The organism is Telluria sp. LT1R51-2, from assembly GCF_059685775.1.
In genome coordinates, this window is sequence record NZ_JCASIM010000001.1 from 3,396,739 (window position 1) to 3,410,847 (window position 14,109).

Annotated in this window: 13 protein-coding genes and 1 other RNA gene; 6 read left to right on the forward strand and 8 right to left on the reverse strand. The window is 65.2% G+C overall.

Features of this window, described 5'->3' with window-relative positions:
• The first annotated feature begins 40 nt into the window (after nt 1-40).
• The 3 genes from AC56LH_RS15060 to AC56LH_RS15070 are packed head-to-tail and all read left to right on the forward strand — an operon-like array spanning nt 41 to nt 3,998.
• The gene (locus tag AC56LH_RS15060) at nt 41-1,339 is read left to right on the forward strand and encodes a c-type cytochrome (RefSeq protein ID WP_499647309.1); all 1,299 of its coding nucleotides are present in this window, start codon (nt 41-43) and stop codon (nt 1,337-1,339) included.
• Nucleotides 1,336-1,815, forward strand: coding sequence for a (2Fe-2S)-binding protein (locus AC56LH_RS15065; protein ID WP_499647311.1), 480 nt, complete (start codon nt 1,336-1,338; stop codon nt 1,813-1,815). Before AC56LH_RS15060 ends, AC56LH_RS15065 begins: the two co-directional genes overlap by 4 nt.
• Nucleotides 1,812-3,998, forward strand: a complete 2,187-nt coding sequence (locus tag AC56LH_RS15070) for a xanthine dehydrogenase family protein molybdopterin-binding subunit (protein ID WP_499647313.1) — start codon at nt 1,812-1,814, stop codon at nt 3,996-3,998. The genes AC56LH_RS15065 and AC56LH_RS15070 overlap by 4 nt, the downstream gene beginning before the upstream one ends.
• A 6-nt stretch (nt 3,999-4,004) precedes the next feature.
• On the opposite strand, the gene AC56LH_RS15075 is transcribed toward AC56LH_RS15070, so the two are convergent.
• The 5 genes from AC56LH_RS15075 to AC56LH_RS15095 all read right to left on the reverse strand — a co-directional run bounded on the left by AC56LH_RS15075 (nt 4,005) and on the right by AC56LH_RS15095 (nt 6,244).
• A complete protein-coding gene (locus AC56LH_RS15075; protein ID WP_499648480.1) occupies nt 4,005-4,820 on the reverse strand; it encodes a sulfite exporter TauE/SafE family protein in 816 nt (271 codons plus the stop codon).
• Nucleotides 4,820-5,293, reverse strand: coding sequence for an EVE domain-containing protein (locus AC56LH_RS15080; protein ID WP_499647315.1), 474 nt, complete (start codon nt 5,291-5,293; stop codon nt 4,820-4,822). The genes AC56LH_RS15075 and AC56LH_RS15080 overlap by 1 nt, the downstream gene beginning before the upstream one ends.
• 100 nt (nt 5,294-5,393) lie before the next feature.
• Nucleotides 5,394-5,575: non-coding RNA, 6S RNA (ssrS, locus tag AC56LH_RS15085), on the reverse strand.
• A gap of 46 nt (nt 5,576-5,621) precedes the next feature.
• Nucleotides 5,622-5,933, reverse strand: a complete 312-nt coding sequence (locus AC56LH_RS15090) for a cell division protein ZapA (protein ID WP_482899960.1) — start codon at nt 5,931-5,933, stop codon at nt 5,622-5,624.
• Complete coding sequence (locus AC56LH_RS15095; protein WP_499647317.1) at nt 5,930-6,244, reverse strand: hypothetical protein; 315 nt, start codon at nt 6,242-6,244, stop codon at nt 5,930-5,932. Before AC56LH_RS15095 ends, AC56LH_RS15090 begins: the two co-directional genes overlap by 4 nt.
• Before the next feature lie 364 nt (nt 6,245-6,608).
• On the opposite strand from AC56LH_RS15095, the gene groES reads away from it, so the two are divergent.
• Nucleotides 6,609-6,899: a co-chaperone GroES gene (gene groES, locus AC56LH_RS15100; protein WP_183555885.1), complete on the forward strand. Its 291-nt coding sequence runs from the start codon at nt 6,609-6,611 to the stop codon at nt 6,897-6,899.
• A gap of 39 nt (nt 6,900-6,938) precedes the next feature.
• On the forward strand, nt 6,939-8,585 hold the full coding sequence (gene groL, locus AC56LH_RS15105; protein ID WP_183555886.1) for a chaperonin GroEL: 1,647 nt from the start codon (nt 6,939-6,941) through the stop codon (nt 8,583-8,585).
• Between the two features lie 123 nt (nt 8,586-8,708).
• Here the strand turns inward: groL and AC56LH_RS15110 are convergent, their stop codons facing one another.
• Nucleotides 8,709-9,872 carry a PEP-CTERM sorting domain-containing protein gene (locus AC56LH_RS15110; RefSeq protein WP_499647318.1) on the reverse strand — a complete coding sequence of 388 codons (1,164 nt, stop codon included), beginning with the start codon at nt 9,870-9,872 and terminating at the stop codon, nt 8,709-8,711.
• A gap of 275 nt (nt 9,873-10,147) precedes the next feature.
• Between AC56LH_RS15110 and AC56LH_RS15115 the strand changes: the two genes are divergently transcribed.
• The gene (locus tag AC56LH_RS15115; protein WP_499647320.1) at nt 10,148-10,618 is read left to right on the forward strand and encodes a hypothetical protein; all 471 of its coding nucleotides are present in this window, start codon (nt 10,148-10,150) and stop codon (nt 10,616-10,618) included.
• Here AC56LH_RS15115 and AC56LH_RS15120 read toward each other — a convergent pair.
• Together AC56LH_RS15120 and AC56LH_RS15125 are read right to left on the reverse strand one after the other, a co-directional pair.
• On the reverse strand, nt 10,615-12,462 hold the full coding sequence (locus tag AC56LH_RS15120) for a glucokinase (RefSeq protein ID WP_499647322.1): 1,848 nt from the start codon (nt 12,460-12,462) through the stop codon (nt 10,615-10,617). The genes AC56LH_RS15115 and AC56LH_RS15120 overlap by 4 nt on opposite strands.
• Nucleotides 12,462-14,102: an alpha-amylase family glycosyl hydrolase gene (locus AC56LH_RS15125; RefSeq protein ID WP_499647324.1), complete on the reverse strand. Its 1,641-nt coding sequence runs from the start codon at nt 14,100-14,102 to the stop codon at nt 12,462-12,464. Before AC56LH_RS15125 ends, AC56LH_RS15120 begins: the two co-directional genes overlap by 1 nt.
• Nucleotides 14,103-14,109 lie beyond the last annotated feature (7 nt).

The window sequence follows — 14,109 nt, forward strand, 5'->3', positions numbered from 1 at the left end:
TCGCTGCATCCACAATGGGACTCCTCTATATGGAGTCCCGATGGTTCAAGTCCGGCGCACACGACATATCGGCTGGTGGCTGCTGCTCGCAGCCGTCATCGTTGCTACCGGCATCGCGTTTGCCATCATGTGGCGTCCCGCGCTGGCACCGCAGCTCACACCACCATCCTTCGACACCACCCGCATCGAACGCGGCGCCAACCTGGCGCGTCTTGGCATGTGCGCGTCGTGCCACACACCGGATCTGGCGCGGCCCTTCGCTGGCGGCAAGCCGATGAACACGCCGTTCGGCACGGTCCACAGCACCAACATCACCCCCGACACCACCACCGGCATCGGCGCCTGGAGCGAAGCGGCTTTTACACGCGCGATGCGCGAAGGTGTCGCGCGTGATGGTCACCTGTTGTATCCCGCCTTCCCGTACAACCACTATGTACGCATGACCGATGGCGACATCCAGGACCTGTACGCCTACTTCATGACGCGCCCCGCGATCGTGGCGCCGGCGCGCGAGAACCGGATGACCTTCCCGTTCGGATTCCGCCCGCTGGTGGCGTTCTCGAACGTGCTGTACCTGGACGATGCGCCCTGGCAGCCGGTCGCCGGGCAATCGGCCGAATGGAACCGCGGTGCGTACCTGGCAGACGCCGTCGCGCACTGCGCGGCCTGCCACACGCCGCGCACGCTGCTGGGCGGCCCCGATCTGAAGAAGCAGCTTGGCGGCGGCGAAGCCGATGACTGGTACGCGCCGGCGCTGAATGAACATTCGCCGTCGCCCCTGCCATGGACGCGCGAACAACTGCACGCGTATCTGCGCACCGGCGTCGCGCACGATCACGCGATGGCGGCGGGGCCAATGCAGGATGTGGTCACGCACCTGGCGCAAGCGGATGAACGCGACGTGGCGGCGCTGGCCGCCTGGACCCACAGCCAATTGGCCAAGGCGCCGCCGCGCAAGACACCGGCGCAGCAGGCCGGCCCGCTGCCCAAGCCTGCGAAGGACGATCCCGACCTGCAGCGCATGACGCTCGGCTACGCCGTCTACGCCAATTCGTGCGCGCGGTGCCACGACGCCGGGCGCGACGCCAGTTCCGGCACCGCGTTGCCGCTGCAAAAGGCGATCGCGCTGTACGACCCCGACCCGCGCGACCTGATTCACATCACGCTGGATGGCATCACGCCGCCCGATGGCGAGCCGTCGCGCTTCATGCCGGCCTTTAAAACGATCCTGACCGACGAACAGACCGGCGCCCTAGCAGCCTACCTGCGCAAATATGGCGCGAACCAACCCGTGTGGCCCGATCTGGACAAGGCCGTGCGCAAAGCGAGCAAAGAATGACGACCTACCGCCTGCAAGTGAACGGCAAGGTGCATGCCGTCGACCAGGATGCCGACACCCCGCTGCTGTACGTGCTGCGTAATGAGCTGGCCCTGAATGGCGCCAAGTTCGGCTGCGGCCTGGGCCAGTGCGGTTCGTGCACCGTGCTGCTGGATGGGAAGCCGGCGATGTCCTGCATGGTGCCGGTGTCCGTCGTCGGCCAGCGGCCGGTGCGCACGGTCGAAGGCCTGGGCAATGCCACCACGCCAGGCGTGCTGCAGCAAGCCTTCATCGACGAGCAGGCCGCCCAGTGCGGCTACTGCATCGCCGGCATGCTGATGCAGGCCACGGCGCTGCTCGAAAAGACGCCCGCGCCGACCGACGCCCAGATCCGCACCCACATGTCGCCGAACCTGTGCCGGTGCGGCACGCACATGCGCATCCTGCGCGCCGTACGGCGCGCCGCCAATACGTTGGCAGCGAAGGGCAAGCAATGACGATCGATACCGGCCGCCGCGCATTTCTCGCTGGCGGCGGCGCCCTGACCCTGTCCTTCGCGCTGCCGGCAAGCGCCTTTGCCGCCCCTGGCGAACTGCCCAAGAGCCTGGACAAGTCACCCTGGCTCGACGCCTGGATCCGCATCGAGGCCAATGAACGCATCACCGTCTTTACCGGCAAGGCCGAACTGGGCCAAGGCATCAAGACCGCGCTCTTGCAGGTAGTGGCCGACGAACTGCGCCTGGCGTCTGGCCGGCTGCAGCTCGTTACTGCCGACACGGCGCGCACCCCGGACGAAGGCATCACCGCCGGCAGCAATTCGATGAAGGACAGCGGCACGGCGCTGCGCCATGCGGCCGGCCAGGTACGTATGCGCCTGGGCGAACTGGCTGCCACGCGGCTGGGCGCACCCGTGGGCAGCCTGGCGCTGAAGGATGGCGCATTCAGCGCGGGCGGCCGGCGCGTCACGTTCGGCCAGCTGGTGACGGGCCAGGAACTGCACCTGCGCGCCACGCCGACCGCGGCGCCGCCCCCGCCAGGCCCGCGCACGGCAATCGGCAAGTCGGTGCCGCGCGTCGACATTCCGGCCAAGGTCACCGGCGGCGTCGCCTACGTGCAAGACCTGCGCCTGCCGCAGATGGTGCATGCGCGGATCGTGCGGCCACCGTCGCAGGCAGCGCGGCTGATCGCCGTCGATGTCGCCGCGATCGAACGCCTGCCGGGCGTGCTCAAGGTGGTGCAGGACGGGCGCTTTCTCGCCGTGATCGCCGAGGGCGAGTACCGCGCCGTGAAGGCGGCAACGGCGCTGGCGCGCGCGACGCGCTGGGAGACGCCGGCGTCGCTGCCAGTGCATCCCGACGTGAATGCCTTTATCCGCGCCCAGCCCGCCGAGGCGCTGCCGATTCTGGCGCGTGGCGCCGCCGGATCGGCGGGCCGCCAGTTCGCTGCGCGCTACACGCGCCCGTTCCAGCTGCACGCTTCCATCGGCCCCTCGTGCGCCGTGGCGCAACTGGTCGACGGCCGCTACACGGTCTGGACCCACGCACAGGGTGTCTACCCGCTGCGCACCGCCCTGGCTGAGCTGATCGCCGTGAACGAAGACACGATCCGCTGCATCCACGTCGAAGGGTCGGGCTGCTATGGCCACAACGGCGCCGACGATGTCGCGGCCGACGCCATCCTGCTCGCGCGCGCCCTGCCCGGCCGGCCCGTGCGCGTGCAGTGGATGCGCGAAGAAGAACACGCGTGGGAGCCGTTCGGCGCGGCGATGGTGGTGCAGGTGGCCGCCACGCTCGACAGCACGGGCCGCATCGCCGACTGGCAGCACGACGTCTTCACGCCGCCGCACAATACGCGCCCCGGCAAGGCCGGCAACCTGCTGGCGGCCACGCACCTGGCGCGCCCGTTTGCCCCGCCGGTCGCCAAGCCTGCGCCGCAACCCGAAGGCAGCGGTGACCGCAATGCGATTCCGTATTACGTGCTGCCCAATGCACGCGTGGTGCACCACTTCCAGCCAAAGCCGGTCCTGCGCTCGTCGGCGCTGCGCGGCCTGGGCGCCTACTGCAATGTGTTTGCCATCGAAAGCTTCATGGACGAACTGGCGCGCGCCGCGAACAGCGACCCGGTCGCGTTCCGGCTGCGGCATCTGGACGATCCACGCGCGCTCGACGTGGTCAAGCTGGCGGCAGCGAAGTTTGGCTGGGATGGCTACCGGCGCCCTGCCCGGCGCGGGCGCGGCTTCGCGTTCGCGCGCTATAAAAACCTGGCATCGTACTGCGCGATCGCAGTGGAAGTCGAAGTGGCGCGCGAGACGGGCCTGGTGCGCATCACGCGCGCAGTGAGCGCCGTCGATTGCGGCGAAATCGTCAGCCCGGACGGCGTGCGCAACCAGATCGAGGGCGGCATCATCCAGTCGGCCAGTTGGACCTTGCTGGAACAGGTGCGCTTCGATGCGTCGCGCGTGCTGACGGTGGACTGGGCGTCGTACCCGATCCTGCGCTTTGCCCAGGCGCCGGAGCAGATCGATGTGCACCTGATCGACCGCCCCGGCCAGCCGTTCCTCGGCACCGGTGAAGCGGCCCAGGGCCCGGCGGCAGCGGCGATTGCGAACGCGGTGTTCGACGCCTGCAGCCTGCGCATGCGCGACCTGCCGCTGGATCGCGCGCGGGTGCGCAAAGCCTAGTGGCGGCTAGTTGAAGGCTTTCCAGAACATGTAAGTGGCCAGCGCGTACAGGATGATGGCGAAGATGCGCTGCAACTGCCGCACCGGCATCTTGTGCGCGGTGCGCGCGCCGAGCGGCGCCAGGCCCATGCTGGCCACCACGATGATCGCCAGCGCCGGCAGATAGATGAAGCCGAGCGACCATGCGGGCAGACCGGGCTCGCCCCAGCCGTAAAACACGTTCGACAAGGTGCCCATCAGGGCAATCGGAAAGCCCAGCGCCGCGCTGGTGGCCACCGCGTTATGGATGCGCACATTACAGCGCGTCATGAACGGCACCGAGATGAACGCACCGCCCGCGCCGACGATCCCGGACAGGATGCCGATCACGCCGCCGGCGGCAAACATGCCCGGTTTGCCGGGCAGCTCGCGCGCTGCCGCCGGCTTTTTCCCGATCAGCATCTGGGTCGCCGAAAACGCCACGAAGCAGCCAAAGAAAAACGCCAGCACCGAGGTGTTCATCTGTTTGCCGATCCAGGGGCCGACCCAGGCGCCAACCAGAAGACCGGGCGTGAACAGGCGCACGATCGGCCACAGCACGGCGCCGTGCTTGTGATGCGCGCGCACCGACGACAATGAGGTGAAGAAGATGGTGCCGAGCGACGTGGCGATCGCCATATGCACGACGAGTTCATCGGGAAAGCCGCGCGCCGTGAAGATCATCGTGATGAACGGGACCAGGATCATGCCGCCACCGATGCCGAGCAGACCGGCCGCAAAGCCGCCAAACGCGCCCATCGCCAGCAGGGCCAGGATCAGCAGCGGATCGAATGCGGGCGCCATCATGTCGCGCCCTTGCCGCGTACCAGCGCAACGATCGCCGTGTACTGGGCCTTCGTGACCGGCGAAATCGACAGCCGGCTACCCTTCTGCAGCAGCACCATGTCTTCCAGCGCAGCCACCGTGCGCAGTTCGGCCAGCGGCACGAAGCGGCCCGCTTCAACTGCCTTGACGTCGACCGACACCCAGCGCGGCGTCTCCGGCGTGGCCTTCGGATCGTGGTAATGGCTGGCAGCGTCGAACTGGGAGGCGTCGGGGTATGGGCCGCTGACGATGGCGGCGATGCCGGCCACGCCCGGCAGCTTGCCGCCCGAGTGGTAGAACAGCACGCCGTCGCCGACGGCCATGGCGTCGCGCATGAAGTTGCGCGCCTGGTAGTTGCGCACGCCAAACCAGGCCACGGTGGCGCCGGGGGCGGCCAGGACGTCGTCGAAACTGACTTCGTCGGGCTCGGATTTCATCAACCAATAGCGCATCGCGCTGTTCTCCCTGCCAGCACACGATGCGCCGGATGCATCAACGAATGAGCACATAAAAAAAAGCGGCTGCGTACCGAGTGCGCAACCGCTTGTATGTTTAGTCCCCGCCTGTGCCGTTTTTGCCGGCATCCTGAACCACAACGGTTCAAGGCGGTCACGGTCAGATCAATTTCGGGTTCGTCGGACTAGCGACGCTCACACCCATCGAACTTGTTCCACGACCTATGCGTAAGAATGGTTCAAGGAATATATGGCAAATCTCGAACACCGCAGGGCAGGAACGAGTTTACTCCTTTGCCCGGCCCTGTCAAACGGATTCGGCCTTTCAGGCCAGATTTTCCTGGTCGGCCAAAACCCGGTCCAGCACCGTGTGCATCGACTCGAGCTTTTGCTTGACCTCGAGGATCGACATGTCCGACAGCGGTCCCTGCGGCGATTTCACCGACAGGAATTCAGCGGCCACGCTCAGCGCTGCCATCACGGCAATGCGGTCGGTGCCCTTGACCTTGCCCGAATCGCGCAGCTGGCACATCTTGCTGTCGAGATAACTCACGGCTTCGCGCAGCGTGCGCTGTTCGCCATCGCGGCAGGACAAACGGTACGACTGGCCCATGATATGTACGTCGAGATAAATCATCGTGCCCCCTCGGTTCGGGCGTGACCGGGATGCGGCGGGATCGGCGCTGTCGGATCGGGCGGTGCGCCGTCGGCTGATGCAGCGTCGACAGGCCCGGCCTCGTCAACCGTCTCATCCGGCGGCTTTGGCAGCTCGTCGAGCAGGGCTTCGACGCGGCGCTGCGCTTCGATCAGGCGCTCCTTGAACGCAAGGTTCTCGGCGCTGAGCAGTGTATTGGCCTGGCGCAGCAGGTAATTCTCGGCGCGCAACGACTGGGTCAGTTGCGCAAGCCGGTCGATTTTGTCTGAAAGGTCTTGGAATTCGGAAATCATCCGACACTATAGGATCGAGTTGCTTTTTCCGTCAACCGGTGCGGATTGCCGTGCGGCAGTAATGACAATCTGGCGTGCGGCGTCAATGTGGCTGGCAGTGTACGCTGCCGGCCTCCTGTCGTTTCACCCGGGTCGAATGAAGCTTGCCACAGCTTGTGAGAATGCCAATGTCATCATTGCGCTATATCACATGTTTAAAATGATTTCGCCATCATGCGCCTTGAAATGACAGGGTATCGTCCCTATAATTAGCACTCGTTAGCTGAGAGTGCTAACAACTCTTTGCAGACCGGCGCAGCATCATCAAATTGCTGCGACGGCGTCAAAAACGCCAGTTAAACCATTGAATATTAAGGAGTTTTGCATGAACCTTCGCCCTCTGCACGATCGCGTAATCGTGAAGCGTCTCGACCAGGAAACCAAGACTGCGTCCGGCCTGATCATCCCTGATGCCGCGGCAGAGAAGCCGGACCAAGGCGAAGTTCTCGCCGTTGGTAACGGTAAAGTGCAAGATAACGGCCAGCTCCGCCCTCTGGAAGTGAAAGTCGGCGATCGCGTGCTGTTCTCCAAGTATGGCGCTCAGACCGTCAAGATCGATGGCCAGGAACTGCTGGTGCTGCGCGAAGAAGAAATTCTCGCGATCGTCGCACTGTAATTTCTGACCCCATTCACGAACATTTCGGAGAAATAACAAATGGCAGCTAAAGAAGTAGTATTCGGCGACGCAGCGCGCGCCAAGATGGTCGAAGGCGTCAACATCCTCGCCAATGCAGTCAAAGTCACCCTGGGCCCAAAAGGCCGTAACGTCGTGCTCGAGCGCTCGTTCGGCGCGCCGACCGTCACCAAGGATGGTGTCTCGGTCGCCAAAGAAATCGAACTGAAAGACAAGCTGCAGAACATGGGCGCGCAGATGGTCAAGGAAGTTGCGTCCAAGACCAGCGACAACGCCGGTGACGGCACCACCACCGCGACCGTGCTGGCACAAGCCATCGTTCGCGAAGGCATGAAGTTCGTTGCCGCTGGCATGAACCCGATGGACCTGAAGCGCGGCATCGACAAGGCAGTTGCTGCCACCGTCGAAGAACTGCGCAAGATCGCCAAGCCAACCACCACCACCAAAGAGATCGCACAAGTCGGCGCCATTTCGGCCAACTCGGAAACCTCGATCGGTGAGCGCATCGCTGAAGCGATGGAAAAAGTGGGCAAGGAAGGCGTCATCACCGTGGAAGACGGCAAGTCGCTGAACGACGAGCTGGACATCGTGGAAGGCATGCAGTTCGACCGCGGTTACCTGTCGCCGTACTTCATCAACAACCCGGACAAGCAAGTCGCTGTGCACGAAAACCCATTCGTCCTGCTGTGCGACAAGAAAATCTCGAACATCCGTGACCTGCTGCCGGTACTGGAACAAGTCGCGAAAGCTGGCCGTCCACTGGTCATCGTCGCAGAAGACATCGACGGCGAAGCGCTGGCGACCCTGGTCGTCAACAACATCCGCGGCATCCTGAAGACCGTCGCTGTCAAGGCCCCGGGCTTTGGCGACCGTCGCAAGGCCATGCTGGAAGACATCGCTGTCCTGACCGGCGGCCAGGTCATCGCTGAAGAAGTCGGCCTGACGCTCGAAAAGGTCACGCTCGAAGAGCTGGGCCAGGCCAAGCGCATCGAAGTCGGCAAGGAAAACACCATCATCATCGACGGCGCCGGCCAGGCTGAATCGATCGAAGGCCGCGTCAAGATGATTCGCGCCCAGATCGAAGAAGCGACCTCGGACTACGACCGCGAAAAACTGCAAGAGCGCGTGGCCAAGCTGGCCGGCGGCGTTGCCGTGATCCGCGTCGGTGCAGCCACCGAAGTCGAGATGAAAGAAAAGAAAGCACGCGTTGAAGATGCACTGCACGCTACCCGCGCTGCCGTGGAAGAAGGCATCGTTGCCGGCGGCGGCGTGGCCCTGCTGCGCGCCCGTGCCAACATCACCGTCAAGGGCGACAACCCTGACCAGGACGCTGGTATCAAGATCGTCCTGCGCGCAATGGAAGAGCCACTGCGCATGATCGTCCAGAACGCCGGCGAAGAGCCATCGGTCGTCGTTGCAGCAGTGTTGGCCGGCACCGGCAACTACGGCTACAACGCTGCCAACGGCACCTACGGCGACATGGTCGAAATGGGCGTGCTGGATCCAGCCAAGGTCACCCGTTCGGCACTGCAGAATGCAGCGTCGATCGCCGGCCTGATGCTCACCACCGATTGCATGGTGTCGGAACTGTCGGAAGACAAGCCAGCCGGCGGCATGGGTGGTATGGGCGGCATGGGCGGTATGGGCGGTATGGACGGCATGATGTAATTGCCGGGGCGGTCCGGGCGAAGCGCGCTGCATGCTTCGCCCAGGTCACCCACGATAAAAAACCCGCGAGGTTTACACCTCGCGGGTTTTTTGTTGTCTGTGCTGACTGCCTTGTCGCGCGTTTCAGCGGGCGCGTGGGCCCTTGCGGCGCAGCCACAACAACGCGGCCAGTGCGATACCGCCAAGCCACAGCGTGCCTGGTTCCGGCACTTCGGTCGGCGCAACCGGGTCAACCACGCTGTTGCCAGGCGGCGTTGGGGCGGTTGGCGTCGCTGGCGTCGCTGGCGTGGCTAGTGTGACAGGTACATCGCCCGGCGTGTCGGTATTGGGACCCGGCGTTGGCAGCGATGGTGTGGAATTGACCGGCACTTCTGGTGCGCCGCCGCCATCGGGGGCTGCAACCGGGGTCAAACCCGTGTCGCCAATGCCGACGTTGCCCGGCACCGTGCCGCCGCCAATCTCCGTTGCCGGGGCCGGCGCGCCGATGACCGTGTCGTCACTGTCGACGATACGGCTGGCGGGGCTCAGCACGCCGCCACGATAGATCGGTGTGTCATACCAGTGCGGCATCCCGGGCGCCTGGCCCTGGCGGGATGGGGTCGGCGTCGTATTCGCCATCGTCAGCAGACCAGCGCCGTTCGGGAAGCTGGTCGCATAGTAGCGCTGCCCCACTGCCTCGCTGGTGCCCAGGTCATCCATGCCCACGGGCAGCACGCCGCCCTCTTCGCCGGGCGCACCAACCATGTCGGATGGGGCGGCAACCGCGAGCACGGTATCGAGTTCGGCTGCGCTTGGCCCATGGGGTTCGACCGGAAACTGTGGCACGTCCGAGATGCGGTTGGCACAGCGGGCGCGGATGTCGTGCTCGCCGTCGGTCAGGAGCGTCTCGCCCTGTTCGAGCATGACCTTTTTCGACGTCCAGTAGATCTGGTCGTTCTTCCGGTACGAGACGTACACGGCGCGCGGGGATGTCACGGTGACGGCGCGCGCATTGTCGACGTTGAAGGTGGCGTAGTGCGCCGCCACGAGGCGGTCGGTCCGCAGGATCTGCGCCAGTTCGACCTTGTCCGCCACACCACCCGGCACGACCGAGTGCCGGTAGATGCGCCGCGCCGCGCCTGGCTGCTGTGCAGGTGGGGTTGCGCTTAACCCGCGCGCTGCCGGCTGGACGGCCCCGGTGGCTGGTGTAGCGGTCGAAGCCAGCCCGAAAATCGGCCAGCTGATCGATGGCGATGGCAGCACGACGCCGGCCACACCGACGGCTACGCCCAGCACGGCAAGTGTCATCAGCCGCTTTTCACGATGCAAGCTTCGTTCGAGACGACGTTGATAAGTAGCGCGGGTGTCCATGGGCGTAATGACTGGTAGGAGTGATCCTACAGAATATCATTAGTTGCACCAACAAAATCAGATGCCAACATGAAACACATGGCAAGCGTGGCGAAAACCACGAAAGCATTTCCATGTGGAAATAATAAGGGGGTTAACGACCTTGGAGAGATCGAATTTGCCGCTGAAACGACCATGGTTTAGTATGGCCGTCTCTTTTCCCGGAACCTGCCATGTCCAATCGCGCCGCCTCGTTCACCCTGCGCACGACGCTTGCCACGCTCTTCCTGTGCTGCGCGGTCGCCAGCTGCAAGCGCGCCGAGCGCCCGGTGGCGCCGCCCGCAGCAGCGCCAGCCGCACCCGTCGTCCAGGCGCCCGCGTACAGCAAGGAACAGGCGATGGCCACACTGCTGGCATTGCCGGAGCTGGCAGCATGGTCGGCGCAGATCGAGCGGCGCACGGGCGGCAAGGCACGCGGCGCCGTGGTTGAAGACAACCCGGTGCCGCGCGAAGTGAATGGCAAGACCTACTACCAGCTCAGTTTTGTCGAGAACCGCGCGCAGGACGCGCGGCGGCAGGAAAGCTTTCTGGTCGCGCAGGACGGCAGCGAAATCCTGGTCGAGGACACCGAATCCGACACCCTGCTGAGCCTGCAGGAGTGGCGCCGCACGATCGAGCGCGTCAACCTGAAAAGCGCAGATTAACTATCCAGGTGCGAAATCAGTAGCCGGCGCGGATCCTGGCCCGGGGCCGGTCCATGCTGGCCATCGACCGAGATCCCGACGGCCATGATGTCGATCAGCAGCAATTGCAGGATGCGCGAAATCATCGACAGAAAACTCGTGCTGTCCTCGGCATGGTCGACCGCCAGGCACACGCTGGCCTTGCGCGCCAGCGGCGACTGGCTGTTGCTGATCGCAATGACGTCGGCGCCGGCCGCGCGCGCGATGTCCACCGCCTCCAGCAGTTCAGGCAGGCCGCCTGAATTCGACACCGCAATCACCACGTCGCCCGGCCCGAGCAGTTCGGCGGCAAGCGTGAACAAGTGCGCATCGCCATACAGCGCAGTGGGAATGCGAAAGCGGAAGAACTTGTGCTGGCCATCGAGCGCCACCGCGCGCGAATTGCCCATCGCGTAGAACTCGACCCGTTTGGCGCGGCTGACCATCTCGATCGCGCGGTCCAGCGAGCGCACGTCGAGCTGGTCGCGAAAACGCAGGATCGCCGAGACCGTGTTGTCGATCACCTTGGCCGACAGATCGTGCGTGCTGTCGCTCAGGCGCACCTGGCTGTGGCGCACGGGGATCGAGCCAGTCAGGCTGCTGGCGAACTTGAGCTTGAAGTCGGCCAGGCCCTGGAAGCCCAGCGAGCGGCAAAACCGGATCACGGTCGGCTGGCTCACGTCGGCCAGGCGCGCGATCTCGGCGATCGGTTCATTGAGCACCATGCGCGGCTGGTCGATCACGAGGCTGGCCACGCGCCCTTCGGCTGGCGAGAGCTCGTGGCGCAGCTGCGTGATGCGCTCCATCAGCGTGTTGGCCCCGCTGCGCCCGCGCAGGTGTTCGGCCAGGATGGTGGCCACGCCATGAAAGGCGGGGTTCGGCGTCGTGATCACCCAGGTCGGAATATCGGCCAGGTAGTCCGAGAACCGGCCCTTGGCTTCGAAGCGCGCGCGAAACGGCGAGCTGGCAAACCACTCGCCCAGGCGCGGCACGATGCCCCCGCCGATGTACACGCCGCCAAACGCGCCAAGCGTGACGGCCAGGTTGGCCGCCGCGCCGCCCAGCATGCCGCAGAAGCACTCGAGCGTTTCCAGGCACAGCGCATCGTTCTGTTCGAGCGCGCCGGCCACGATCGTCGCGGCCGTGCGCGGCGCGGCGTCGACGCCATTGCGGTCAGCCAGCGCGCGGTAGATCACTTCCATCCCGGGCCCGGAAATCAGGCGCTCGTTCGACACGTGCGGCCACTCGCGCCACGCGTATTGCAGGATCGCGAATTCGCGCTCGTCGAACGGCGCAAAGTTCACGTGCCCGCCTTCGCTGCCCAGCGTAACGAAACCGTCGGCAGTCGGGATGCCGCCCGAGACGCCCAGGCCCGTGCCCGGGCCCAGCACGCCGATGACGGCGCCCGGCACCGCCTTGCCCGGACCGACCTGCATCAGGTCGTCGCGGGAAAAATTGGGCAAAGCCGTGGCCAGCGCCGTGAAGTCATTGACGATCAACAGCGTGGCCAGGCCCAGCTCGCGCCGCACCGCATCGGTGGAAAACTCCCACGCGCGGTTGGTCATGCGCACATAGTCGCCGCTGATCGGATTGGCCACCGCAAAGGCGCCGTGGTGCAGCGTGACGTCCTGGTGGTCGAGCAGGTAATGGCGCAGCAGCGGCACGATGCCGGCGAAATCATCGCAGCGCAGCACCGCCACGTCGCGAAATACGCCGGGCGCGCATTGCAGCGCGAAGCGCGCATGCGTGGCGCCAATGTCCGCGAGCAGGCGCGGGCCATCGGCAAACGCCGTGCGCGCGAATTTTTCGGGCTGCGCGCCGGCCATCAGCGGTCCGCCGCCAGGCTACCGAACCAGGCGCCGAAAGGCGCCAGCGTGACGCGGCCCAGCTGCGCACTGCCCTGCAGACCATCGACCGGCATCTGCGCCACGCCGTCCGTTGCCGGCCAGTCGAAGCTGACTTCTTCGTTCGACAGGTTGAACGCAGCCAGCACGCTGTCGTGCCCCGCCAGGTCGCGGCGCAGGGCCAGGACCGGCTCGGGTGCATCGAAGAACGCGATCTCGCCGCGCGTGAGTTGCGGCAGGCTGCGGCGCAGGGCGATGAAGCGGCGCTGGAAGTTCAGCATCGAGTCATGGTCGCGGTCCTGCAGATCGACAGAGGCCTTGACGTGCGCGGCGTCCACCGGCAGCCATGGCTGGCCGTCGGTAAAGCCCGCGTGTGGCGCAGCGGCGACCCACGGCATCGGCGTGCGGCAACCGTCGCGGCCCTTGAACTCGGGCCAGAAGGTCTTGCCGTACGGGTCCTGCAGCAGTTCGTAGGGCACGTCAGCCTCGGTCAGACCGAGTTCATCGCCCTGGTACAGGCATGGCGTGCCCTTGAGCGAGAGCTGCATCGCCAGTACCAGCTTGGTGAAACCAGGCGCCGGGTTGATGCCGCCCCAGCGCGTGGCCACGCGGATCGCATCGTGGTTGCCGACTGACCACGACGCCCAGCCATCCTTGACGCGCTCGTTGAATTCCTCGACCTGGCGGCGCACGTGGGCCGCATTGAAGACCGGCGTGAGCAGGTTGAAGCTGTAGGCCATGTGCAGCTTGTTGCCGCCTTCGGTGTACTCGCTCATCTGGGCGAGCGCATCGTCCGAGCTGATTTCGCCGATCGATACAGCGCCGAATTCATTGAGCTGTGCGCGCACGCGCTCGAGGAACGCGATGTTCTCGGGCTGCGTCTTGTCGTACAGGTGCGCCTGCATGCCGTACGGGTTCACGTCCGTCACGGTCGACGTATCGCGCACCAGCGCCGGCGGGTTGCTGCGCAACTGGCGGTCGTGGAAGTGGAACACGCACGCATCCATGCGCACGCCGTCGACGCCGCGCTCGAGCCAGAAACGCTGCGCATCGAGGTGCGCCTGCTGCACCAGCGGGTTGTGGAAGTTCAGCTGCGGCTGGCTCACGAGGAAGTTGTGCAGGTAGTACTGCTTGCGGCGGGTATCCCACTGCCACGACGAGCCGCCAAACACCGACAGCCAGTTGTTGGGCGGGTTGCCGTCCGGGAGCGGGTCGGCCCACACATACCAGTCCGACTTCGGATTGTCGCGGCTGGCGCGGCTTTCGACGAACCATTTGTGGGTGTCGGCCGTGTGCGACATGACCTGGTCGATCATGATCTTCAGGCCCAGGCTGTGCGCCTTGGCGACCATGCGGTCAAAGTCGGCCAGGTCGCCGAACAGCGGATCGACGTCGCAATAGTCTTCGATGTCGTAGCCGAAATCGGCCATCGGCGACTTGAAGAACGGCGACAGCCAGACGATGTCGACACCCAGGCTCGCGATATAGTCGAGCTTTGCGGTCACGCCGTTCAGGTCGCCGACGCCGTCGCCGTCCGTGTCGAGGAAGCTGCGCGGGTACACCTGATAGATGATGGCTTCGCGCCACCAGTTCGGGTTATCGGTCGTCGAGATCTGGGTCATTGGCTGG